This is a genomic window from Mesorhizobium sp. WSM4829 (assembly GCF_055811475.1).
In genome coordinates, this window is record NZ_JBVVQJ010000016.1 from 106,158 (window position 1) to 130,219 (window position 24,062).

At 63.2% G+C, this 24,062-nt stretch carries 23 protein-coding genes; 8 read left to right on the forward strand and 15 right to left on the reverse strand.

Annotated elements, in window-relative coordinates:
• Positions 1-5: 5 nt before the first annotated feature.
• A complete protein-coding gene (locus tag AC0L17_RS17345; RefSeq protein ID WP_473516728.1) occupies positions 6-1,031 on the reverse strand; it encodes an efflux RND transporter periplasmic adaptor subunit in 1,026 nt (341 codons plus the stop codon).
• Positions 1,032-1,162: 131 nt separating this feature from the next.
• On the opposite strand from AC0L17_RS17345, the gene AC0L17_RS17350 reads away from it, so the two are divergent.
• Positions 1,163-1,846, forward strand: a complete 684-nt coding sequence (locus AC0L17_RS17350) for a TetR/AcrR family transcriptional regulator (RefSeq protein ID WP_473516759.1) — start codon at positions 1,163-1,165, stop codon at positions 1,844-1,846.
• 45 nt (positions 1,847-1,891) lie between these two features.
• Here AC0L17_RS17350 and AC0L17_RS17355 read toward each other — a convergent pair whose 3' ends face one another.
• The 5 genes from AC0L17_RS17355 to AC0L17_RS17375 all read right to left on the reverse strand — a co-directional run bounded on the left by AC0L17_RS17355 (position 1,892) and on the right by AC0L17_RS17375 (position 7,479).
• The gene (locus tag AC0L17_RS17355) at positions 1,892-2,161 is read right to left on the reverse strand and encodes a hypothetical protein (protein ID WP_473516729.1); all 270 of its coding nucleotides are present in this window, start codon (positions 2,159-2,161) and stop codon (positions 1,892-1,894) included.
• A 14-nt stretch (positions 2,162-2,175) separates the two neighbouring features.
• Positions 2,176-3,051, reverse strand: a complete 876-nt coding sequence (locus AC0L17_RS17360) for a class I SAM-dependent methyltransferase (protein WP_473516730.1) — start codon at positions 3,049-3,051, stop codon at positions 2,176-2,178.
• A gap of 231 nt (positions 3,052-3,282) precedes the next feature.
• Complete coding sequence (locus tag AC0L17_RS17365; RefSeq protein ID WP_208602504.1) at positions 3,283-3,789, reverse strand: c-type cytochrome; 507 nt, start codon at positions 3,787-3,789, stop codon at positions 3,283-3,285.
• A gap of 148 nt (positions 3,790-3,937) precedes the next feature.
• A complete protein-coding gene (locus tag AC0L17_RS17370) occupies positions 3,938-6,460 on the reverse strand; it encodes a two-component system VirA-like sensor kinase (RefSeq protein WP_473516731.1) in 2,523 nt (840 codons plus the stop codon).
• On the reverse strand, positions 6,457-7,479 hold the full coding sequence (locus AC0L17_RS17375; RefSeq protein ID WP_473516732.1) for a cytochrome-c peroxidase: 1,023 nt from the start codon (positions 7,477-7,479) through the stop codon (positions 6,457-6,459). The genes AC0L17_RS17370 and AC0L17_RS17375 overlap by 4 nt, the downstream gene beginning before the upstream one ends.
• 125 nt (positions 7,480-7,604) lie before the next feature.
• Between AC0L17_RS17375 and AC0L17_RS17380 the strand changes: the two genes are divergently transcribed.
• Positions 7,605-8,387 (forward strand): response regulator, encoded by a 783-nt coding sequence (locus tag AC0L17_RS17380; protein ID WP_473516733.1) that lies wholly within the window; start codon positions 7,605-7,607, stop codon positions 8,385-8,387.
• Between the two features lie 76 nt (positions 8,388-8,463).
• On the opposite strand, the gene AC0L17_RS17385 is transcribed toward AC0L17_RS17380, so the two are convergent.
• The 8 genes from AC0L17_RS17385 to tpiA form a co-directional block, all read right to left on the reverse strand.
• Positions 8,464-8,766: a DUF982 domain-containing protein gene (locus AC0L17_RS17385; protein WP_027151877.1), complete on the reverse strand. Its 303-nt coding sequence runs from the start codon at positions 8,764-8,766 to the stop codon at positions 8,464-8,466.
• 256 nt (positions 8,767-9,022) lie between these two features.
• Positions 9,023-9,457: a PIN domain-containing protein gene (locus tag AC0L17_RS17390; RefSeq protein ID WP_473516734.1), complete on the reverse strand. Its 435-nt coding sequence runs from the start codon at positions 9,455-9,457 to the stop codon at positions 9,023-9,025.
• Positions 9,454-9,705, reverse strand: a complete 252-nt coding sequence (locus AC0L17_RS17395; protein WP_473516735.1) for a type II toxin-antitoxin system Phd/YefM family antitoxin — start codon at positions 9,703-9,705, stop codon at positions 9,454-9,456. Before AC0L17_RS17395 ends, AC0L17_RS17390 begins: the two co-directional genes overlap by 4 nt.
• A 287-nt stretch (positions 9,706-9,992) precedes the next feature.
• Positions 9,993-10,532 (reverse strand): DUF1697 domain-containing protein, encoded by a 540-nt coding sequence (locus AC0L17_RS17400; RefSeq protein ID WP_473516736.1) that lies wholly within the window; start codon positions 10,530-10,532, stop codon positions 9,993-9,995.
• 33 nt (positions 10,533-10,565) lie between these two features.
• A complete protein-coding gene (locus AC0L17_RS17405; protein ID WP_084833810.1) occupies positions 10,566-12,203 on the reverse strand; it encodes a CTP synthase in 1,638 nt (545 codons plus the stop codon).
• Positions 12,204-12,340: 137 nt separating this feature from the next.
• Complete coding sequence (locus AC0L17_RS17410) at positions 12,341-13,459, reverse strand: L,D-transpeptidase (RefSeq protein ID WP_473516760.1); 1,119 nt, start codon at positions 13,457-13,459, stop codon at positions 12,341-12,343.
• A gap of 211 nt (positions 13,460-13,670) precedes the next feature.
• On the reverse strand, positions 13,671-14,129 hold the full coding sequence (secG, locus tag AC0L17_RS17415; protein WP_473516737.1) for a preprotein translocase subunit SecG: 459 nt from the start codon (positions 14,127-14,129) through the stop codon (positions 13,671-13,673).
• 177 nt (positions 14,130-14,306) lie between these two features.
• Positions 14,307-15,074, reverse strand: coding sequence for a triose-phosphate isomerase (gene tpiA, locus AC0L17_RS17420; protein WP_473516738.1), 768 nt, complete (start codon positions 15,072-15,074; stop codon positions 14,307-14,309).
• Between the two features lie 146 nt (positions 15,075-15,220).
• Here tpiA and AC0L17_RS17425 point away from each other — a divergent pair, with 146 nt between their 5' ends.
• The 6 genes from AC0L17_RS17425 (at position 15,221) to lexA (ending at position 21,602) form a co-directional block, all read left to right on the forward strand.
• On the forward strand, positions 15,221-17,113 hold the full coding sequence (locus tag AC0L17_RS17425) for a SurA N-terminal domain-containing protein (RefSeq protein ID WP_473516739.1): 1,893 nt from the start codon (positions 15,221-15,223) through the stop codon (positions 17,111-17,113).
• Positions 17,110-18,120: an anthranilate phosphoribosyltransferase gene (gene trpD / locus AC0L17_RS17430; protein WP_077384095.1), complete on the forward strand. Its 1,011-nt coding sequence runs from the start codon at positions 17,110-17,112 to the stop codon at positions 18,118-18,120. Before AC0L17_RS17425 ends, trpD begins: the two co-directional genes overlap by 4 nt.
• Before the next feature lie 4 nt (positions 18,121-18,124).
• Positions 18,125-18,976, forward strand: coding sequence for an indole-3-glycerol phosphate synthase TrpC (trpC, locus tag AC0L17_RS17435; RefSeq protein WP_473516740.1), 852 nt, complete (start codon positions 18,125-18,127; stop codon positions 18,974-18,976).
• A gap of 66 nt (positions 18,977-19,042) precedes the next feature.
• The gene (gene moaC, locus AC0L17_RS17440) at positions 19,043-19,540 is read left to right on the forward strand and encodes a cyclic pyranopterin monophosphate synthase MoaC (protein WP_091594045.1); all 498 of its coding nucleotides are present in this window, start codon (positions 19,043-19,045) and stop codon (positions 19,538-19,540) included.
• Positions 19,540-20,745, forward strand: a complete 1,206-nt coding sequence (locus tag AC0L17_RS17445) for a molybdopterin molybdotransferase MoeA (RefSeq protein ID WP_091593802.1) — start codon at positions 19,540-19,542, stop codon at positions 20,743-20,745. Before moaC ends, AC0L17_RS17445 begins: the two co-directional genes overlap by 1 nt.
• A gap of 104 nt (positions 20,746-20,849) precedes the next feature.
• Complete coding sequence (gene lexA, locus AC0L17_RS17450; RefSeq protein WP_027151887.1) at positions 20,850-21,602, forward strand: transcriptional repressor LexA; 753 nt, start codon at positions 20,850-20,852, stop codon at positions 21,600-21,602.
• On the opposite strand, the gene AC0L17_RS17455 is transcribed toward lexA, so the two are convergent.
• Positions 21,596-24,052, reverse strand: coding sequence for a ComEC/Rec2 family competence protein (locus AC0L17_RS17455; RefSeq protein ID WP_473516741.1), 2,457 nt, complete (start codon positions 24,050-24,052; stop codon positions 21,596-21,598). The genes lexA and AC0L17_RS17455 overlap by 7 nt on opposite strands.
• Between the last annotated feature and the right edge of the window lie 10 nt (positions 24,053-24,062).

The following is a 24,062-nucleotide window of genomic DNA, read 5'->3' on the forward strand; positions in this document are numbered from 1 at the left end:
CTGCTTCATCGCTCCTGGGCGCCAGTGATGTTGGCGCGCGCGCCGTCGGTGAGGTCGGCGGGATAGGGCGAGACGACGCGAGCCTTCTCATCGAGCCCCGACAGAACCTCGATGCCATTGGTGCCGCGAATGCCGGTTCGGATTTCACGTCGCCAGGCCGTGTCGCCTTCGACGACGAACACCTTATTCCCGTCCACAGCAACGGGCGGGATCAACAGCGCATTTTTCGAAACGCGGATGACGATGTTCACGTCGGTCGACATGCCGATACGAAGCGGCGTATCGTCCGGCAGGCGGAACCGGACGCGATAGGTCTTCGTCACCGGATCGCCCTTGGGTGTGATGCTGTCGACCACGGCTTCCAGGTTCTGCTGGAGGAACGCGTCGGATTTAAGCAGCGCGCGCTGGCCGACCTCGACCCGGGGTATGTCCTCCTCGTTGACCTCGGCGACCACCAGGAGCGGCTTCGGCTCGCCGACCCAGAACAACACCGTGCCGAGTTCGGCGACCTCACCCACCTCGCCGTCCTGCCTGAGCACGACACCGGCGCTCGGCGCGCGTAACACGTAGGTGTCAAGTCGCGCTTTCTGTCCGGCGACCAGTGCTTCGATCTGGCCGAGCTCGCTCTGCGCACGATCGAGAGCCTGCTGGCTCGCCGCACGCCTTTCGGCAAGCACCGTCAGCCGCCGGAGCTCTTCCTGGGCAAGCGCTTGACGGGCCTCGAGTTCGCCAAGCACGGCCCGGGCCTCGCTGTCGTCGAGCCTGGCGAGCACGTCGCCTTGTGCAACCCTCGATCCCTCGCAATTGCATTGCTCGACGATCCTTTCGCGAACCACCGGAGTCACCTTGGCCCAGGTTCGCGGCTCGACGGAGCCACTCGCGTAAACGATTTCCGCCACGTCGCCGCGTTGTGGCGTCACCAGCGAAACCTTGGCCGGTTGCCAAAGATACCAGGCGCCGACCGCAGCCGCGGCCGCGACAACAACGATGCCGACAGTCCAGCGTATCCGTCGCAAGGGACTCTCCTTCATGATCGAATCCGAATGTCCTGCGGTGACAGATAATAGCACTAGACCGACCGTCGGTCTATAAAAGTTGCATAAAGCTCCGGTTCGTGCTCCTCTTGCTCCACCTGCACTTTGTGAGGTTCGATTTGCCCCGAGTGATAAAGCCGCCGGAGATACGATCCGCCGAGCTCCTCGACTGCGCCCAGCGGCTGTTCTTCGAGCGCGGCTACGACAACACGACGGTGAACGACATCATCCGCGCGGCCGGCCTGTCGAAGGGCGCGTTCTACCACTATTTTGCATCGAAAGAGGCTCTGCTGGAGGCGCTCGCCACACGTCTCGCCCGCGACAGCTTCACCGAGTTGCAGCCCGTGCTCAACGATCCCTCACTCGATGGGCTTGGCCGAATCAATGCCCTGTTTGCCGGCTCGCGGCGGCTGAACGTCGAGCTTGCTCCGCACATGCGCAAGACATTTTTCGTCCTGTTCCGGCCCGAGAACCTTGCCCTCTTCCATCGGGTCGACCAGGCGGCCAGGGAATTGGCCATGCCGATAATCACCGATCTGCTCAGGAAAGGCAGCGACGAAGGCATCTTCGACGTGCCCGACCCGGAAGCCTTCGCCGAGATGTTCTTGCAGCTGCGGCTGATCTTTCGGGATGTAATGCACCGCGCCCTGCTGAAGGCCGAGCAGGGCAATATCGAAGAAGCGGCGCGGCTGCTCGACGATCGGATGCGGCTCTACGGCATCGCAATCGACCGGCTCTTGAAGCTGCCCGATGGAACGATAGAAGCAGCGCAACCCGGGTTTGCCCGGGCTTTCCTCGAAGCAGGCCCGTGAGCCGCTGCCGGCGCTGTCCAGATCATCGGGGCGTCAGTGAAAGACCTACACTCGCATTCTCTTCCGGCGTCGCGTTCCTTCCGGCGACTGCGAAAGCCCTTCGATCTCGCCGGAAATCTGGATGAAGGTCTCCGGGTCGACGTGGCTGTGCAGCGGCACGACTACGCTCGGCGGTATGGTGCCGCGCATGACGCAAGGCTCGTCATCGCGCGGCGGTGTAAGAAACTGGACCACAGGTCCCAGCACGTCGAGCGTCTCGACATTGTATGGATCGACGAAATGCCCCGCGTGCTCGCTGATGGCAGTCTCGAGCATCGATCTCTCCTTCGTCATCCCTGCGTATTTGCCCATGCGCCGACAAGGGGCGGCAGCATAATGCACATCTGCTGTTCGACGGCCTCGCTGCGCAGTCGCTCGGCGAGCGTATCAACCCTCATTTCGGTGGCGGTCGCGGCGCCGACCGCCTCGGCCATCGGCATCAGGCTGCGCAAGGTCTCGGCAACATAATCGTAGACCGGCGAGTCGGGCCCGCTACCGGCGAGGCCGGCGGAATTCATCTGCGGCGCCGGCAGCCCTGCGCCGGCGAAGACCATCGGTAGCCTGCCACCCATGTCGACCTCGAAACCTGCCCGCTCGATCGTCTCGATTATCCAGCCGCGGCATTTGCTGAACAGCGGCGCCTCCGGAAAACTGCGGGTGAGCGGCATTGCCATTTCCTGGAAGGCGACGATGCCGCCCGGCCGAAGAAACCCGACAAGCCTGCGCAGGGTTGCGACCGGATCGGGCAGATACATCAGGACGAGCCTGCCGATCACCGCATCGAAAGTCTCGTCGGGTGAGAATGTATCAAGCTCGCCTGTGGTAAAACGTGTCCAGTAACACTGACCGGATTCGGTGGCGCGCCGCTCGGCAATGTCCACTGCCCCCGCCGAGCGATCGACGCCGAGCACTCTTCCCGAGGGCCCGACCAGCTTCCCGGCCAGCAAGGAGACGTCGCCGACGCCGCAGCCAATGTCGAGCACGCGCATACCCGGTCCCAGCCCCGCGCGGCGCAGGAAATCCTCCGTAAGGTCGTGAATGAGCGCTCCCTGCAGTTCCAGGCGCTGGAATTCACGTTCCGTGTAGCCCAAGGCATAGGGACGCGGATCCGCGGTGCCTTGATCTCGGTCGATCTTCGGCGCGTATTGGCCAAGCAGATTGTCCATTATTTGACTCCCTGATCGATTTATCTGGTTTTGACTTTTCCTGATCGCCGGGCAGCCATCTGACCGCCCCGGGTTGGACCGTCACGATCGGCGATCAGTGCTACAACGCGATTTCCGGAATCGGGAATTGCGTTACGACTGAAACAGACGGCCGTGTCTGACGTACCGCACAGGCGGAGAACATCCCCCTGCCCCCGGATCTTCGGCGGCGACTACGTCTTTCGGAGGCGGCTACGGCTTCGGAGCCTGCGGGACGAACACGATATGCGGTGTCTTCGGCGGACGACCGGGCGGCACATAATCCGGAACCGGCGTATCGTCTGCCGGCAGCGAAAGCACATAGCGGTGTATGGCGCGCAGGTCGGCCTCGGTCATGGCGCGCAGGTTGAACCACGGCATAGGCGGGCGCGTCTCGATTGTACGCGCTGACTTTACCCACTCGTCTTCGCTCATCGTGCGCAAAAGCTGGCGAAGATTCGTCGGGTAGGTCGTGCCCCACGGCCCATTGAAGCCAAGCGAGTCGCCGATCAGCCATCGATCCTCCGGAACGTTGCCGGCCTTCTCCAGATAATTTGGCGTGTGGCAATCGTTGCAGCCACCGATTTTTGCCAGGTATCGACCGCGCTCAATCGAGTCGGTCGCCGCCGCCGCACCCATCTCACTGGGGTCGAGCGTTACGGTGGCGAGCAACCCGCTCAGGCCAAGGGCGGTAATTCCGATGAGAACCCACCGTGTCATCAGCTTCTCCTGCCGGTTCACTTTTCGGGATCATGGTCTTTTCGCGATCACGATCTGGGCGTGAAACATAGAAACGCCCGGCAACAGGTTGATTTCAGCCTGGCGGAATTTTGGTTACGGTTGTAACGAGGAACCCGGCCGACCGTGATCAGCCTGAATCCAGATGGCGGGCAAGGCATTGTGCAACAGAGGCCGACAGCAGCGGCTTCTTGATGACTTCGCTTATGCCGGCCGCCGTCAGTTGACGCGATCGCAGCGTGCGGCCGTAACCGGTCATCAGGACAATTGGCAGGTCAGACCGAATCTCATGCAACTTGCCGGAGAGCTCGACCCCTGTCATGTCAGGCATGACCTCGTCCGTCAGCACCAGGTCGAAGCGCCCCGGATCGGCACTGAAGGCATTGAGAGCCGCGGGGCTGCGGTCGAACCCGACCGGCTCGTAGCCAAGCGCGGCGAGCATCTCCTCGGCAAGTTGCATCAGCGGCGTATCGTCATCGACAACCAGGATCGTCTCGCCGTTGCCATACTCGACCGGAACCTCGGTGGCCTCGCCCTCGCCCTCATCCGCTTGGGCTGAAGCGGGTTCGATCTGCGGAAAATAGATCTCGAAGGTCGTGCCTTGGCCCAGTTGGCTCTTCACGTCCACCGCACCCCGATGTGCCGCGACAATGCCGTGCACCGTCGACAGGCCGAGCCCGGTGCCGTGTCCTGCCGGCTTTGTCGTGAAGAACGGCTCGAAGATGCGCTCGAGAGTCGCCTGATCCATGCCGCTGCCGGTGTCCCTGACGGCAAGGCGGATATAACGGCCGGCAGGCAGGTTGCCGTGCGACAGCGCCTGCGCCTCGACGATCTCCGTCATGTCGAGAGCGATCTCCAATACGCCGCGGCTGTTCATCGCCTGCGCCGCGTTGGTGCCGAGATTCATCACCACCTGCTGAAGCTCGGTCGGATCGCCCGTCATCGCGGCATCCGCGGCTGCAAGATGCGTCTCCACTGCAAGCGTGGCGGGGAACGAGGCGCGCAGCAGATCGACCGCCTCCGCAATCACGGGCTGCACCCGCAGCGCGTGATGCTGCCGCTCGCGGCGACGGCTGAAGGCAAGGATCTGCTCCGTGACGTCCTGCGCCCGCCTGCCGGCCTTCATGATCTGCTGGACGTAGCGCCGCGCACGAGACTCCTTCAGCAGCACCACCAGCGCCATCTCGCTATAGCCGAGGACAGCGCTGAGAATGTTGTTGAACTCGTGCGCTATGCCGCCGGCCAGCGTTCCGATTGCTTCCAGCCGCTGCGATTGGTTGAGCCGCGCCTGCAGCGCTTCGCGTTCCCGTTCGTTGTGTTGGCGCGCGATGGCATTGGCGAAGATCTCGGCGGCGGTGCGCAGCAGCGCGATGTCGTCGTCGGTCCAATGCTTTTCGTGCGTTACGCCATCGAGAGCCAGAAAACCCAGCCGCTCTTCGGCATGCCACATCGGTATGCACAGCCACGATCGAATTTGATGCGCCTGCAGGCATGCCTTCTCCCGCCCCTCGGGAAGCTCGCCGACGCGGGGGACGTCGATGCAGCCTTGCCGTTCGTGGTCCGCGAGCGTCCAGTGTGAAGCCAGTTCGATCAAATCGTTCGGCAGGCGGGCCGTCGCGCTTCCGCTCGGACGGCGATAGAAATAGCCGCCGGAAAGATCGGCATCGTATGTGCGGCTGACGAAAATCTGGGCGCCGTCGAGCCCGGCATGTTCCACCAGGCGCGCGAGGCCCTTGCTGATCCCGGCCCGGATGCGGTCACGCGGCAGATTGATGAACTGTGTCGAGATTGAAGCGATCAAGCCTTCGAATTCCAGCCGCTCGCGCAGGATCCGCGCATTGTCGCGCAGGCGGGCGAACAGGTAAGCCACATAGCCCACCAGGACCAGCGCCGCGACGTAGAGCAGCGTCTGGAACCGCGCAGCCCGTGCCGCGGCGCGCCCATGCACATCGAGATACAGGTCCTGCAGAGCGCGGGCCCGTTCGCTCGTTGGCGCAGTCTGCAGGCGGGAGACGAGATCGTCGACCGCCGGAAGCCTGGTGACGATAAGCCGACCGTGGGAGACAAGAGAGCGGACATCGCTTGCAGACACGGCATCGACGGACGGCCTGGCCAGCCGGTCAAGCGAGGCGGTCACTGCCCTTGCCGCCTCCCGCTGGGGATCGCTGATGAACCGCGACATGGCGACCATCACAGCTCCGATGTCGACCGCTCGAAGCCCGTCGCCCTCGGTCGTGAGCCGGCCGCTCATATAGTTGAAATAGTTCAAAGAGTTCTGCAGCAGCGCGTTGTCCGACTTGAACGCCTCGACGAGCGTTTCCTCGTCGCGCACCGCGGCGATGACCTCGGCAATCCGGCGGTCGATGTCCGCCCGTGCCTCGCCGCTTGCGACGTCCCCGGCAGCCGGCAGCGTCCGCGTCGCCTCATTCAGGTTCTCGATCGACCGCACAAGCGGATCGTAGCTGCGCAACAGCCCCGCCCGTGCCCGCAATACGTCGCGCTGCAGGGCAGCGTTATAGAGGATGACGGTCCTGAGAGCGTCGAGCGTGCGTTCGTGGCGCGCGGCATCAGGAGCCGCGCCCTGCAGCAGGAGGTAGGTCAGGACGATGAGCAGGCACGCGATGACCGGCGCCAGGATGGGTAGCGACTTCATTGCTGCAGACGATCGGCTGCGCTGGTCAACGGCTGGCCGCGATATTCGCCCGTCAGCGTCGCAAGGAACTTGACGATGAGATTGGTATCACGCTGGTCAAGTTCCCGGCCGAGCTGGCTTCGCGCCATGATCTTCACTGCGTCTGCGAGCGATGCGGTACGGCCGTCGTGGAAATACGGCGCCGTCACCGCGACATTGCGCAGGCTGGGAACGCGGAAGACATGGCGGTCGCGCTCGACGCCGGTAATGGCGAAGCGGCCGAGATCCGCCTGGGACAAGGTTTTCTGACCGGCGAAGGGATTCCGAAAGATGCCGAACTTCTGAAACAGATTGCCGCCGACATTGGCGCCCTGATGGCAAGCGATGCAGCCAAACGCCTTGAACAATTGATAGCCATGCTCCTCGTCCGCCGTGATGGCGTCGCGCTCGCCCTTGAGATAGCGGTCGAAACGGGCGTTGGGCGTGATCAGCGAGCGTTGAAAGATGGCCAGGGCGTCGAGCACATCCGTCCGGCCGGGAGCCGCGCCGTAGAGCGTCACGAACCGCCGCGAATAGTCCGGGTCGGAACGCAGTTTCGGCAGCAATTCTTCCCAACTCGTGTTCATCAGCCTGTCATCGAGCAGGACTGCCTCGTTCTGCTCCTCGACAGTGCGGAAATTGCCGCGCCAGTTCAGCCGGAAATTGAGCGCTGCGCTGAAGACAGTCGGCGCGTTGAAATCGAGCTGCCCGCCATCCGCCGCCGCAGAACGAGCCCTGCCGTCGTCGCCGCTGAAATCGAGCCTGTGGCAACCGCTGCAGGCGATGACATCGTCATGCGACAGCCGGACATCGTTGAACAGGCTCTCGCCAAGGGCGATCTTCGCCTGGTCGGAAGGACCAGTGCCCGTTATCGGAGCAATCGGCTCGCCGATCGGAGCGGCCGGCTGATTGACCAGGGCCAACGCAAACGGTGCCGCCGCTGCCAGGCAAAGCGGAACCAAAAGCCCCGCCCGAACCTTACCAATCTGCCCATACGCCATCGAGTGAGCCTGTGGTATCCGATCACGAAGATTATCGGCGCTTACCAACAAATCGCCGTTAATCGGCGTTAAGTCTAATAAAGCAACGGCTCGGTCATGGGTTCCATACCTGCGGACGGTCTGAGATGTTAGCCGAACAGAACACTCGCTACGAAGAGCAGTCGAAAGGCACAATCGAACAGGCAGCGGCGGCGAAGCATATTCTTGTCGTCGATGACGACCCCGAAATTCGCGAGATGCTCACCAATTACCTGGAGAGCGAGAATTTTAGGGTTAGCGCTGTTGCCGACAGCCGGGCCATGTCGCGCGTCTTCAATGAAAGACCGGTAGACCTGGTGCTCCTCGACATGCGGCTTGCCGACGAGGACGGGTTTGAAATCATGCGGCAACTCGGCAGTCCGCCGGAAGCGCCGCCCATCATCATCATCACCGGCCATAGGCGCGACGAGGTGGATCGCGTCGTCGGCCTGGAGCTCGGGGCTGACGACTACATCACCAAGCCCTTCAGCCTCAGGGAACTGCTTGCGCGCGTTCGCGCCGTGCTGCGGCGATCGGGGTCAACACGCCAGCAGTCGCCTGGCAAGAAGCCCAAGCGTTACCGCTTTGCCGGCTGGGAACTCGACATGCAGATGCGGCGCCTGAGGTCGCCTGCCGGCGAAGCGACGCGGCTGACCGCCGGCGAGTTCAACCTGCTGGCGGCCTTCCTGCAATCGCCGCAACAGATCCTGAGCCGCGAGCAGCTTCTCGCTGCCAGCAGGATTCACGACGAAGAGGTGTTTGACCGCAGTATCGATGTGCAGATACTGCGCCTGCGCCGCAAGCTCGAGGTCAGCCCGAGCGAGCCGAAACTCATTGTCACCGAGCGGGGCGCTGGCTACGTCTTCGCTGCCTCAGTCGAGGTGCAGTGACTTTCGAGGTGCTGTGACTTTGCCGCGCCCAGTTCTTGGCAGGGTCAAGTTCCTGGCAGGGGTCAAATAGGAACGTTCATCGCCTCAGCGCATGCACGCTATCAACATTGCCGCCGCCTATCGGCAGAGCCATGTCGTCGTCGAGCAAGCGCGTGATGCGGGCGAAGCCGGTAAAAGCCTTCCTTGCTTCCTCTGCCGACATCCGGCCCGCCAGAGCCGCGGAGCAGCAATTCACCGCGCATTGGTAGACGGGCCCACGCCGGCCGATTGGCCATCTACGCAAGAACTCCATCGCTTCGGCTACGCTATCAATTTCTTCGGCAGGACTTTCCTGCCCGCGCGAAATACGCACAGGCGTAAAGAATTGCAGGCGATCCATTGTTTCCTCCCGGTCGATCGCTACGTGCCCGATCGAACCTTTTGAACTTACTGCTGACCATGTGGTTTCCGGCAAACAGCACCCGATGATGAAAAAGTCGGGCCAAAAACGAAGTCTTTCACATCACGCGACCGAAATCGAATCACCAAACATGACAAACATGTGGCGAGGTCGTGTCCCACCGTGTCGTATAGGTCGGCGGTAGCGAAGCCGGATTTGGCTGGCCGCAGCAGACCCATTTGGGATCTCTTCTCCGTCAAAGCGCCAGCGGATCGAGGCAGGGAACTCCTAAGGGCTGGAAGTGTCTCGGGTTCCCAGTCAGGAGCGTCAAGGAGTTCGCTTTAGCGGTCGCAGCGATGAGAATGTCAGCCAGCCCTGGATGACTCCCTGCGGCTGTGGCGGCGTCTTCCATGAGGCCTGCCTCCAACGCCACCGCCGCATCGATCGGTAAGATTTCCGCGCTGTAGCCCGTCATGATGCCCTGCAGCCACGCCATTAGCGTCTGAGCCTTCGCCGTGGCTCCCGAGCGGTCGAGCTTGGCAATGCCTCTCCGAAGTTCGTGGAGGGCAAAGGCAGGCACAAACAAGTTGCCTGTCTGCTGCAATAGCCAAGCTGCCGCATTTGGGGGCAGCGGAGGCTTTCCCGGCGCGGTCGCCGACAGCACCGAGGTGTCGAAAAGGTATGAGGTCAAAGGTTAACCTCGCGGCTTTGCTGGGTGCGGTCGCGCTCCGGTTCGAAGCCCTCGGGCCAACCGGGGAACGACAGCAGGTATTCCGCAAGGCTGGGCTTCTCGGGGTAAATCTTCCTCGCTTCGTCGATCGGAACGATAGCGGCCACTGGCTTGCCGTGCCTCGTGATCGTGATCGGGTCGCCGGCCTCGGCCGCAGCGACGAGTGCCGTCAAAGTGGCCTTGGCTTCGCGAATGTTGATGTGTTTCACTGCTGTTGCCTCCATTGTGGTTGCACGCAACTACATTAGCAAATCCATCGTCGACTGCAAGTGGACAGTTCCCGGAGAACAGGCCATTCCAAAACTTCGATCACATCTCGAAGGAAGTCGCGGACAGTTTCGACGCCAGGATTTCCAATTTACCTCTCCCAGGGAGAGTGAACGGGGAGAAGGGGGCTGGCGGCAACCTTGGCACCCTTTCCGCAACGCTGGAAATTGGCGAAATCTTTTGCGAAGGCGTCTTTCTCCCCGTCGCTATACGGGGAGAAGGGGAAGCCCTATCCGCCGACCATCTCGGCCAATTTGCGCACGGTGTTCCAGTTGCGCGAGGTGCCGATGCCGAGCCGTTTATGACTTATCGCCGCCACAAGACGCGAGCTTGGCGTCTCGCGCGAAAAGAACATCCAGATGTCGCCGCCGACGGCCTGCATCCGCTCATCCTTGCCGATATAGGCCTCCAGCGCCGCGACGGCCTCAGCGGCAACGGGCTTGCGCATCACGCGCACCGCTACCTGATCCGCGGCGGCAGCCGATTCGGCGGGAAACGGATTGCCGGCCGCAAGCTTCAACCAGTCATCTGCGCGGCGCACGATGATGTCGACATGGCGGCCAAAAGTCTTTTGGAACGCCGTCTCCAATCGGCGCTCCAGCACGGCAATCTCTGTTTCTTTCGTCTCGAAAACCAGATTGCCGGTCGCCACCAGCGTGCGCGGGTTGTTCAGGCCCAGGCCTTCTGTCATGGCCCTGAGATCGGACATGACGACACGCCGCCCCTCGCCCAGGACGATGCTGTAAAGCAGAGCGACGTAGGTTTGCATGCTAGCCCGGATATCTCACGATAGCCTGTCGATTTAGACCAAGCGGCTCTGCTCTACCGCTGCCTCGATGAAGCTGGCAAACAGCGGGTGCGGGTCAAGCGGCCGGCTTTTCAGCTCGGGATGATATTGCACGCCGATGAACCAGGGATGGTCGGGATATTCGACCGTTTCCGGCAGCACGCCGTCCGGCGACATGCCGGCAAAAACCAGGCCGCAATCCTCGAGCCGCTCCTTGTAGTCGACATTGACCTCGTAGCGGTGGCGGTGGCGCTCGGAAATCTGCGTGTCGCCATAGATCTCGGCGATCTTCGAGCCCCTGGCGAGGTCCGCCTGATAGGCACCGAGCCGCATGGTGCCGCCGAGATCGCCGGTTTCCCTGCGCTTCTCCAGCATGTTGCCTTTCAGCCATTCCGTCATCAGGCCGACGACCGGTTCCTCGGTCGGACCGAATTCGGTCGAAGAGGCATGATTGACGCCGGCCAGCGAACGCGCTGCCTCGATGCAGGCCATCTGCATGCCGAAGCAGATGCCGAAATACGGCACTTTTCGCTCGCGGGCGAACTTCGCCGCAAGGATCTTGCCTTCCGCGCCGCGCTCGCCAAAACCGCCGGGGACCAGAATGCCGTGGACCTTTTCCAGCCACGGCGCCGGGTCTTCTTTCTCGAATATCTCGCTCTCGATCCAGTCGAGCTTGACCTTGACGCGGTTGGCGAGACCGCCATGCGACAGCGCCTCGATCAGCGATTTGTAGGCGTCCTTGAGGCCGGTATATTTGCCGACGACGGCGATGGTCACCTCGCCCTCCGGGTTGTGGATGCGTTTGGACACCGCTTGCCAGGGCTCCATCCGCGGCTTCGGCGCCGGATCGATGCCGAAAGCGGCCAGCACTTCGGAATCCAGCCCTTCATTGTGATAGGCCATCGGCACGTCGTAGATGTGCGGCACGTCGAGCGCCTGGATGACCGCGCTCTCGCGCACATTGCAGAACAGCGACAGTTTGCGGCGCTCTTCCCTGGGGATGGGGCGGTCGGCGCGGACCAGCAGGATGTCGGGCGCGATGCCGATGCCGCGCAATTCCTTGACCGAATGCTGGGTCGGCTTGGTCTTCAATTCGCCCGCCGTTGGAATATAGGGCATCAGTGTCAGGTGCACGTAGACGGCGTTGTTGCGCGGCAGGTCGTTGCCAAGTTGGCGGATCGCCTCCAGAAACGGCATCGCCTCGATGTCGCCGACGGTGCCGCCGATCTCGCACAGGACGAAGTCATAATCGTCATTGCCGTTGAGGATGAAATTCTTGATCTCGTCGGTGACGTGCGGAATGACCTGCACGGTGGCGCCAAGATAATCGCCGCGTCGCTCCCGCTCGATGATGTTCTTGTAGATGCGGCCCGTGGTGATGTTGTCCTGCTGGTTGGCGGAGCGGCCGGTGAAGCGCTCATAATGGCCAAGATCGAGATCGGTCTCGGCGCCGTCATCGGTCACGAAGACTTCGCCATGCTGGTATGGCGACATCGTGCCGGGATCGACATTGAGATAGGGATCAAGCTTCTTGATGCGCGCGCGATAGCCTCGCGCTTGCAAGAGAGCCCCAAGGGCCGCTGCAGCGATGCCTTTTCCGAGTGAGGAAACCACGCCGCCTGTGATGAATACATATCGCGCCATGGGAGTCATCGCTTAACGCGGCCGAATTGATTCCGCCAGAGAAAAAACCGCCGCGAAGGCTTTTTCCCAAGAAGGCGCCCTGATGATGCTCGAACCAAAGCAAAAGGGCCGGCGAGGCCGGCCCTTTTGTTTGACCCGTCAAGGCGTCAGATGATGACGACCTTGGTGCCCACTTTCACTCTGCGATAAAGGTCCATGACGTGCTCGTTGATCATGCGGAAACAGCCGTTGGAGGAGCTCGTCCCGATCGACTGCGGCGCAATGGTGCCGTGAATGCGCAGATGGGTGTCCTTCTTGCCGTCGTAGAGATAGATGGCGCGCGCGCCGAGCGGGTTATCGCCGCCGCCGGGCATGCCGTCCTTGTACCGGCCGTAATTCTTCGGCTCACGCTTCTGCATGTCGAGCGTCGGGATCCAGCGGGGCCATTCCTGCTTGTCGCCGACGGCGACCGTGCCCTTGAACTGCAGGCCGTCACGACCGACCGCAATCGCATAACGGCGGGCGGTCCAGGAGGATTCGACGAGATAGAGGCGGCGCGCACTCGTATCGATGACGATGGTGCCGGGGCTATAGCCGGTGAACTCGACCTCTTGCGGCACGAACTCCGGCTTCACCTTGAACTGCTTCCTGGCTTCCCTGCTGGCGAGCGCGGCATCGAGGGCGCGGGTCTCGGGGAGCAGCGACATCGACGGGGACGTGCCGCCGAACAGGCCGGCGAACAGCCCGACGCGCTGCGGCTTCTGTCCGACCGGCTCGCTGCGCAATTCCCCGTTGTTGCCGGTCAGCGCGACGTTCATGGCCTCGGCGGGAATTGCCTCGGCCGACTGGATTGCAGTGATGGGTTGAATCGGTTCGATGATCTTGACCGGCCTGGCATCGGCCAGCCTGGCCTTGCCAGCGGACTTATCCTTCTTGGCGAGGCCCTTCCTGGCAAGAAACGCCTGCCGTTCCGTGTCCGACCTGGCTTTGGCCGCCTCGCGCATCGCCAGCTTCCTTGCCTCGATCGCCTTTACTCGAGCAGCCTGCTTGTCAGCCGCGATCTTGGCCTCGATCCTCCTGATCTGGGCAAGATCTGCCGCGCTCGGGTCTTTTTTCTTCCTGAGCAGCCTTAGTTGCGCCGCATCGCTTTTGGTGGCGACGTTGACGACGTCAGTTGTGACTGCGGATTTAGGGGCCGAATTGCCCGCCGGCATGGCCGCGTAAGCGGGCGCACCAAGGCTGAGCACGGCCCAAAGGCCGGCTAAAATGAAGCTGCGAAGCTGCATGGCGAAGATCCGATCGTTCAATGCTTGTTGCCACGGCGTCGCCCGGCGTCCCCCAAGGACCCCGAATGTGCCGCGCGCAATCTATAATCGATTAATCGGAGACGCCTCAAGCGCCCTGGCGTGCCGCGCCCGGTCGAATCCTCGTGATCGTGCGGCATTTGCCGCGACTGTGTTCAAACAACAACAGATCGCGGCGCCGGACGTCTGCTGATTACTGGTTTGGAACCTGCGGCGTTACTGGCTGGGTGGCGCCGTTTGTGGCCGGCGGCGTGGTCGCTCCCGCCGCTGGCGGTGCAGCGGGGGCCGGGGCTGCGGCATCATTGCCGGAAGGCGGTGTTGGCGCCGTATTGCCGGACGGCGCTGTCGGGGTCGTGGTGCCAGGCAACTGGTTGAGCACGCCGCCCCCACCGTTCGTCACAGGCACGCGATCGAGAATATCGATCGGCTTCTCGCCGTAACGGGCGACGATCGACAAGGTCAGCGAGGTGGCGAAGAACGCCGCCGCCAGGATCGCCGTCGCCCGCGTCAGCGCGTTGGCGGCGCCGCGCGCGGTCATGAAGCCCGATCCGCCGCCGATGCCGAGGCCGCCGCCTTCGGAGCGCTGCAGCAGCACCACGCCGACAAGAGCGAGCACGACCATGAGGTGGACGACGATCAGTACGGTTTCCATAATTTATCCTGGCAAAGCCTTGCGCGGCCGCAGATACGACCGGTGATTTGGAGGCGGCTCAATACAATGCTTTGACGGCAATTCCAAGCCCGTGGCCGGAATATGGGAAGCAATGCGGCCGTTGCAACATTTTCCGCTGCGGCACAGTATCCGAAGTGCCCGACAGCCTTTCGGTGCTTAAGATATATTTCGATAGGCTTCGGCGATGCCGAGAAAATCCGCCGCCTTCAGGCTTGCGCCGCCGACCAGCGCGCCGTCGACGTTGTTTACGCCCAGCAGTTCGACCGCGTTCGACGGCTTGACCGAGCCGCCATAGAGGATGCGCATCTTTGCCGCTGCGCTGCCAAGCTTTTCCGACAGTTTTTCGCGAATATGCGCATGCGCCTCAGCAACGTCGGCGGCAGTCGGCGTCAGCCCCGTGCCGATCGCCCATACCGGCTCATAGGCGATGACGGTATTCGATGCCGTTGCATTCGGCGGCACCGAGCCGGCGATCTGGCGCGACAGCACGTCGAGCGTGGCGCCCGCCTCGCGCTCGACTCTCGTCTCGCCGATGCAGATGATGGCAACCAGCCCGGCGCGCCACGCGGCGGACGCCTTTGCCTGGACAATGGCGTCGTCCTCGTTTTGATCGGCGCGGCGTTCGGAATGGCCGACGATGACGTGACTGGCGCCCGCATCTTTCAGCATCTCGGCCGAAATACAGCCGGTATGGGCGCCGCTCTCCTTGCTGTGGCAATCCTCGCCCCCGGCCCGGACCGGCGTGCGCGACAAGATCTCCGCGGCATGCGCAAGCAGCGTTGCCGGAACGCAGACCAGCGCTTCGGTCTCGGCATCGAGCCCGCTCATGAAGCCATTGCCGATCATCCTGAGTTCGTTGAGTGAGGCGCTGGTGCCGTTCATTTTCCAGTTGCCAGCGACCAGCGGGCGGATTCCAGGCGTCATGGGATTTGCTTCTCCGGGCAATATTCGGCTGCGTCCTCACTACCAAACTCAGCCCACAAAGCAATCGACAGTGGGCCGGAAGGACGCTATTGCGCTTGTTTCAGACTCGGCGCATGCGAAAATGCGCAAAAAAATCGGAAGTGACCATGCTTGGTATCTTGAGAAGCGCGGCGGGAACCTGGATCGCGAAAGCGCTGCTGATTTTGTTGGTGTTGAGCTTCGCCGTCTGGGGCATTTCCGGACAGATGGTCGGTGGTTTTGCAGGTCACGACGCCGTTGTCACGGCCGGCGGCACCAAAGTGTCGATCAACGAGTATCGGCTGGCCTATGACCGGCAGATCAGCGTGATGTCGCAGCAATTCGGCCAGCGCATCAGCCGCGAGCAGGCGACGGCGCTCGGCCTCGACAACCAGGTGCTGGCGCAACTCGTGTCGGGGGCAGTCCTCGATGAGCAGGCCCGCAAGCTCGGGCTTGGGCTGTCCAAGGACCGGCTGGCCCAACTCACGCATGAAGACCCGGCCTTCAAGGGTCCCGGCGGCAACTTCGACAGAAGGACTTTCGAATACATACTGCAGCAGGTCGGCATGCGGCCGGAAGACTATCTCAGGAATCGCGCCCAGGTGGCTGTGCGCCAGCAGATCGTCGAGGCGGTTTCGGACGGCCTCAAGGCCCCGAATACGTTCTTGAGGGCGGTGGCGCTTTATCGTGGCGAAGACCGCACCATCGACTATTTGACCTTGCCGAAATCGCTGGTCGAGCCGATCGAAGCGCCATCCGACACTACGCTTTCGGCCTATTTTGAGGAAAACAAGAAGACCTATGCGGCGCCGGAATACCGCAAATTCTCCTATGTCAGGCTCGAGCCGGAAGACATCATGGATGTCAGTGCTGTGACCGACCAGCAGGTCAGCGACGACTACAACAAGAACAAGGGGCGCTACACCACGCCGGAAACGCGCACCATCGAACAGCTCGTGTTCAAAACGCCCGATGCCGCGAAGGCCGCGCTCGATTCACTCGAGACCGGCGCGACCTTCGACAAACTCGTCGCCGCCGAGGGCAAGACGCAGGCCGACACGCTGCTCGGCACGCTGTCCAAGGACAAGATCGCCGACAAGGCGGTGGCGGATGCGGCGTTTGCGCTCAAGGTCAACGAAGTCAGCCCGGTCGTTCAGGGCGCCTTCGGTCCGGTTCTGCTGCGCGTCACCGAGATCAAGCCCGAAGTGGTGAAGCCGCTGGCCGAAGTGGCCGCGGACATCCGCAAGGACCTGGCGCTCGGCGAGGCAAGCCGCATTCTGCTCGACGTCCATGACAGCTACGAAGATAGCCGCGCTTCGGGCAGCACGCTCAAGGAAGCGGCCGAAAAGCTGAAGCTGAAGGTCGTCACCATCGACGCGATCGATCGCACCGGCCTGAGGCCGGACGGCGCCATCGTCAAGGATCTGCCGGAATCGCCGGATCTCATCAAGGCGGTGTTCGATGCCGAGCCCGGCACCGAGAATCCCGACCTCACCACCGCCAACAACGGCTTCGTGTTCTACGAGGTGGCGTCGATCACGCCAGCCCGCGACCGCACGCTGGATGAAGTCCGCCAGAAGGTGGTGGCCGACTGGACGGCGGCGGAAACGACCAAGCGGCTCACCGCAAAAGCGCAGGAGCTCGAAAAGCGTCTCGAGGCCGGCACCACGCTCGACGTGATCGCGAGCGAGCTCAAGCTTGAGAAGCAGACCAAGCGCGGCGTCAAGCGCGGCGCGGACGACGCCGATTTCGGCAAGGAAGGGGCGGCTGCGATGTTCGGCGAAGGCGAAGGCGGGACCGGATTGATCCCCTCGCCCACCGGCGACGGACAGATCCTGTTCAGGATCGCCGAAGTCTTCGAGCCTGCCGGAGCCGACGCCAGCTCGGTGCCGGACGACGAGCAGAAATCGTTCACCGCCGGCATGTCCGACGACCTGCTCGACCAGTTGGTGGCGCAGTTGCAGACGCAATATGACGTTCGCATCGACCAGACCGCCGTTGCCCAAGCCCTGACCAGATGAGCGCGCTCAAGACCCATATCGCCAAGGTCGCCGCCGGCAGCTCCCTTTCCTTCGAGGAAGCGCGCGATGCCTTCGACATCATCATGTCGGGCGACGCTACGCCCGGCCAGATCGGCGGCTTCCTGATGGCGCTGCGCGTGCGCGGCGAGACGGTGAGCGAGATTTCCGGCGCTGTCGCCACCATGCGCGCCAAGATGCTGCGCGTCGACGCGCCGGCTGGCGCCATCGACATCGTCGGCACCGGCGGCGACAATTCGCACAGCGTCAACATCTCGACCGCATCCGCCTTTGTCATTGCCGCCTGCGGCGTGCCGGTGGCCAAGCACGGCAATCGCGGACTGTCCTCGCAGACCGGCGCCGCCGACGTGCTGACCGCGCTCGGCGTCAAGCTCGACATCCCGCCGGAAACGATCGGCCGCTGCATCCACGACGCAGGCGTCGGCTTCATGTTCGCGCCGGCGCATCATCCGGCGATGAAGCATGTCGGCCCGATCCGCGTCGAGCTCGGCACCCGCACAATCTTCAACCTGCTCGGCCCGCTCTCCAATCCGGCTGGTGTCGTCAGGCAGATGGTTGGCGTCTTCTTGCCGGAATGGATCATGCCGGTGGCCGAGACGTTGAAGGCACTGGGCGCCGACCACGCCTGGGTCGCCCATGGCGACGGCTATGACGAGATCACCACCACCGGCGAAACCCAAGTCGCCGAACTGGTCGGCGGCGAGATCCGCAGCTTTACGCTGACCCCGGAAGCGGTCGGGCTGAAGCGGCATACCAAGGACGAATTGCGCGGCGGCGATGCGGCCTACAACGCCCAGGCGCTGCGCGACATGCTGGGCGGCGCTGCCGGTGCCTTTCGCGATACGGTGCTGATGAACGCCGGCGCCGGACTGGTGGTGGCGGGAAAGGCGACGACGCTTGCCGATGGCATGGCGACGGCGGCGCAAGCCATCGACAGCGGCCGGGCGCTAAAGGTGCTTGACCGGCTGGTCGAGATTTCGAACGGATAGCGCCGTGTCTGATATCCTGCGCAAGATCGAAGCCTACAAGCGCGACGAGATCGCGGCGGCGAAGGCGCGGGTGCCGCTTGCCGAAATCAAGGCGCGGGCAAAGGATACCGACGCACCACGCGGCTTTCTCTCGGCCCTTGAAGCCAAACGCAAATCCGGCAGTTTCGCGCTGATCGCCGAGATCAAGAAGGCGAGCCCGTCCAAGGGCCTGATCCGCGCCGATTTCGATCCGCCGGCGCTGGCCAGGGCCTATGCCAAAGGTGGGGCTGCCTGCCTCTCGGTGCTGACCGATGCGCCGTCTTTCCAAGGGGCGCCTGAATTCCTCACCAATGCGCGCAGCGCCGTGACATTGCCGGCTTTGCGCAAGGATTTTCTATTCGAGCCCTATCAGGTGTTCGAGGCCCGTGCGTGGGGCGCGGACGCCATCCTGATCATCATGGCGAGCGTCGATGACGCCGTGGCCAGGGAACTCGAGACGACGGCGTTCGAGCTCGGCATGGATGCGCTGGTCGAGGTGCATGACGAGCCCGAGACGGAACGCGCGCTGAAACTGTCGTCGCGGCTGATCGGCATCAACAACCGCAATCTGCGGACGTTCGAAACCAGCATCGAGACATCGGAGCGGCTCGCGGCGATGGTGCCGGCCGACCGGCTGCTGGTCAGCGAGAGCGGTATTTTCTCGCACCAGGACTGCCGCAGGCTGGAACGGAGCGACATTGGCACTTTCCTCGTCGGCGAGAGCCTGATGCGGCAACAGGACGTGGCCACTGCGACGCACCTGCTTTTGACGGGCAAGGCGCCCGCCAATGCATCTGCCCGAAAATCGGAATCGATGTTCGGAGAGCATGATGCATAGATACAAAGCGTCAGAGTGTACTTTGTGCGTCCAACCGGACGCACGTCGCTCCAGGGTGACCTGACGATGTCGGCCGCCCTCACCCATCTTGGCGCGGAAGGCGAAGCCAATATGGTCGATGTCGGCGACAAGGCGGAGACGACCCGCACGGCAATCGCCGAAGGTCTTGTCTCGATGCGGCCCGAAACGCTGAAAATGATTCTCGACGGCGATGCCAAGAAGGGCGACGTGCTGGGCACGGCGCGCATCGCCGGCATCATGGCGGCCAAGAGGACGCATGAGCTGATCCCGCTCTGCCATCCGCTGCTGTTGACCAAGATATCGGTAGACATCGAACCTGACGCGACGCTGCCCGGCCTGAAGGTCACGGCGCTGGCCCGCGTCACCGGCAAGACCGGCGTCGAGATGGAAGCGCTGACCGCCGTCTCGGTCGCCTGCCTGACCATCTATGATATGGCCAAGGCGGTCGATCGCGGCATGGCGATCTCCGGCATCAGGCTGGTGGAAAAGACCGGCGGCAAATCCGGCGACTACAAGGCGGATGCCCAGAGGGCAGGCCAATAATGGCGCTGATTGCGGTCGCCGAGGCGCTCGAGCACCTGCTTGCGGATGCTGCGCCCTTGCAGGCTGAAAGCGTCGCCCTGATGGATGCCGCCGACCGCGTGCTGGCGGAGCCGCTCATGGCGCTCCGCACCCAGCCGCCATTCAACGCGTCGGCCATGGACGGCTACGCCGTGCGGGCCGACGATGTCGCGTCCGTGCCCGCGAGACTTTCGGTGATCGGCATGGCGCCGGCCGGTCGCGGCTTTACCGGAACAGTCGGCCCGGCGCAGGCCGTGCGCATCTTCACCGGCGCGCCGCTTCCCGCAGGCGCCGACACCATCGTCATCCAGGAGAATGCCCGCGACCTCGGCGGCGGCATGGTCGAAGTGACCGCGCCCACGGTTGAAGGCCGCAACATCCGCCGCCTCGGGCTCGATTTCTCGAAGGGCGACGCGCTGCTGGAGAAAGGCCGCCTGCTTGATCCGGCGGCATTGTCGCTGGCGGCGTCGGCCAACCACCAGCAGGTCCGCGTGGTGAAACGGCCGCTGGTCGCCATCATCGCCACCGGCGACGAATTGCTGCCGCCGGGCAGCGACCTTGGCCCCGACCAGATCATCTCCTCCAATGCCTATGGCGTCGCCGCCGCGGCCCGCTCGGTCGGCGCCAGCGCACTCGATCTCGGCATCGCCCCCGACCGCAAGGAGGCGATCGCCGCGCTGGTGACAAAAGCCGTCGACGCAGGCGCGGACGTCATCGTCACGCTGGGCGGCGCCTCGGTCGGGGACCATGACCTCGTCCATGACGTGCTGACCGGCGAAGGCATGGCGCTCGATTTCTGGAAAATCGCCATGCGGCCCGGCAAGCCACTGATGTTCGGGCGGCTGGGCGCCATCCGCTGCATCGGCCTGCCCGGCAATCCGGTGGCCAGCCTGGTCTGCACGCAGCTCTTTCTGAAGCCGCTGCTGGCGCGGCTCGGCGGCCGCGCCTTCCGCCAGGACATGCGTCAGGCGCGGCTCGGCGCCGCCATGCCGGCCAACGATCTCAGGCAGGACTATGTACGCGCGGTGGTGAAGGAAGAAGCTGGCACGCTTGAGGCAACGCCGTTCAGTATCCAGGATTCCTCGATGCTCAGAATGCTGGCCGACGCCAACGGACTGGTCGTGCGCGAGCCATTCGCTCCCGCAGCCGCAGCGGGCGCCGCCTGCAGCGTGCTGATGCTACGCTGAACAAAACGTCAACACATTCATTAAACTTTAAATGGTTGCGGAACACAACTGGAACAGATAGTGTTTGTTCTGGGTTTGTTTTTCTGATTCTGTTGGGGGTCGCGATGCTGACACGCAAACAACATGAACTGCTGATGTTCATTCACGAACGGCTGAAGGAAAGCGGCATTCCGCCCTCGTTCGACGAGATGAAGGAAGCGCTCGACCTCGCCTCCAAATCAGGGATCCACCGGCTGATCACGGCGCTGGAGGAACGCGGTTTCATTCGCCGCCTGCCCAACCGCGCCCGCGCGCTGGAGGTGCTGCGCCTGCCCGATTCGATCGCGCCGGGCCTCAATGCGGCGCGCAAATTCTCGCCGAGCGTCATTCAAGGCAGCCTTGGCCAGGGCGGGCTTGGACAGGGCGGCCTCGGACGCCAGATCAAGCCGGCGCCTTCGCGCATGCGTGCTGCCGGCAATGACGACGACGTCGTTGCCACCGTCTCCATACCGGTGATGGGCCGCATCGCTGCCGGTGTGCCGATCGACGCCATCCAGCACCAGACGCATTCGATCTCGGTGCCACCGGACATGATCACCGGCGGCACGCACTACGCGCTGGAGGTCAAGGGTGATTCGATGATCGAGGCCGGCATCTTCGACGGCGACACGGTCATCATCCGCAACGCCGACACCGCCCAGCCTGGCGAGATCATTGTCGCGCTGGTCGACGAGGAGGAAGCTACGCTGAAACGATTCCGCCGCAAAGGTGCCTCGATCGCACTGGAAGCCGCCAATCCGGCGTACGAGACGCGCATCTTCGGGCCGGACCGGGTCAAGGTGCAGGGCAAGCTCGTCGGACTGATCCGGCGTTACTGAGCGGCAGGCTTCTGGGGTTTCTCGGCCCTGCGGTATGGCGGCAGGCCCCTCGCCTCGCGCGAAAATCGCCGCTGCTCATGCCAGGGCCTGTATGGCTGTCTGACGGCAAAACGGATTTCTGCGCGCATCCTCGCCGATAGCGGATCGAAGAAGACGGCGGCACTGCCCATGCGGGCGAGCTGCCGTTTGGTGACGACGAGAACCAGCGGGTTGCGGCAGGGTTTGTAATAGGCTGTGGCGTCGTCGATGACGATCAAATCCGCAAAGGCACAGGCCGGCCGCGCGGTTTTCCGGTCGTCGGCGAGCGCAATGAGCGCGCCGGACGGATGCCGGGCCAGGCACAGGCCGGCAGTGCAGGTGAAAGGTGCTCCCGGCGGCAGGTCGGCCGGGTCGGCGATGTCGAACCGCACATCTCCTTTTTCGAATGTCTCCGGCTCGACGATCGTCGTTGAAACCAGCGCATGTTTCCAGTTGTCGGTGGTGAATTCGTTCGAACGCATCCGGTTGACGGCAAGTTCGCCGCCGCCGATCGGCAGCGCCACCAGATGCGCATCCTCCGAAATCAGCACGTCGGGGATGCGCGTCTCGGAAATCGTCAGCAGGCCGGCGAGCGCAAAGGGAAGTGCGGCAAGCCGCAGCCATGTCGTCGCCATCGTGGCGATGACCAGGGCGACCGTCACCAGCAGAACCGATTGCAACGAAATCAGTCCGACTGCATCGACCGGCGAACGCTCCGAGATCCATCCCGAAATTGCGATCATCGCCGTCAGGCCCTTGCCCATCATGTAGAGGAAGGGGCCGTCGAGGCCGAAAGACATTGCCAGGGCGCTGAGGACGGCCAGGAACATGACGATCGTGACGATCGGCATGACGGCCAGATTGGCGAACAGGCTGAGCGGCGAGACGCGCTGGAAGTGCCAGATGGCGAAGAGCGCGGTGGCGCTGCCGGCAATGACGGAGGTCATTGCGATGGTGCCTGCCCCAGCGACAAGTTTGCGCGTGACGAAAGCGACCGGTGACCGTCGCTGTCGCGGCGCCTTGGCCTTGTCGGCACGGTAGTCGGACCAACCGGCATAGGCGCCCACGAGAGCCGCAGTCGCGGCGAAGGACATCTGGAAGCTTGCGCCGACCACCTCATGCGGCGACACGACGATGACGACGATGGCCGAAATCGCCAGGTTGCGCATGGTGAGTGCCGCCCGGTCGAACAGCACGGCGACAAGCATTACCGCCAGCATGATGAAGCTGCGTTCAGCCGCGACCACGATACCGGAAAAGATCAGATAGGCAGCGATGGAGACGAGTGCGGCAGCGGCCGCATATTTCTTGACCGGCCGGCGCGACGAAAAGTCGGGAAACAGCGCAAAGGCGCCGCGCAGCAATCCCATGACGGTGCCGGCGACAAGCGCCATGTGCAGGCCGGAAATGGAGATGATGTGGTAGATGCCGGTGCGCCGCATCGATTCGTTTATCTCTTCGGGGATGCCGGCACGCACGCCGACGATCAGCGCAGCGGCAATCTCCCCCTCGGCACCACCGATGCTGTCCCTGATATGGTCGGCGATGGTTTCGCGCGCCTTCTCGATCGACGAAGAAAGGCGTGCGGTTAACGGTGCATCTTCGGAGACGACGATCTTTGGACTGCCGAGGAAAAAGCCACTGGCACCGATACCGGCGAAATAGCTGTCAAAGGAGAAGTCAAAGCTGTCCGGTCTGACTGGGCCAGTCGGAGGCAGAAGCCTCACATAGCCGGTTGCCACCGAGCCTGCGGTCATCTCAGCGGGAATCTTGCGTGCCGACACCCTGACACGTTCGGGTGCATAACGCAGTGTCGGCCGGGCGGTCGACATCACGTCTATGGTCAGCCTGATCCGGCCGTTCGCCATCTGGTCGAGCCTGACGACACGGCCGGTCAGCCGGGTCTGGATTTCCGAACCGAGCATCTTCGTTCCGGCGCGCCAGGTTTCCACCTTGGCGGCGAGCACACCAAGCGCGCACAGCAACGCTGCCATGAAGCACAGATGCGTTTTGCGGCGTGAGCGCGTGACGGCCGCACACAATGCTGTGAGGACCACGACGGCGATGGGCTGGGCAAAGTCCGGTTCGACGGCAAGCGAAAAATAGACGATCACCCCGCATGCCAGAAAAACCGGCACCAGCAGGAAGGCGACGCCGCGGTCGAGTTCCAGGCCGGCTGCCGAGGCCACGCTGTTGCGGACACCGGATGGTGAAAGATGGCTGAGCTGTCGGCGAAAACGAATGACAGGGCCGGGTGCTGGAGCCGGTATCGGCGCCGAGCGATCCGGCGAAAGAGGCTGGATGCCCGGCGGCGACGCAGGCAGCGAAACGGGCAGCGGCTCAGCGTGAGGAACGTCGGCGAACAGCGATCGTTCGCTGACGCTTGCGTTCGCGCCCTCGCTCTCGTCCACGCCGCGGCCTAGTCCAGCCATAGGGTTCGCC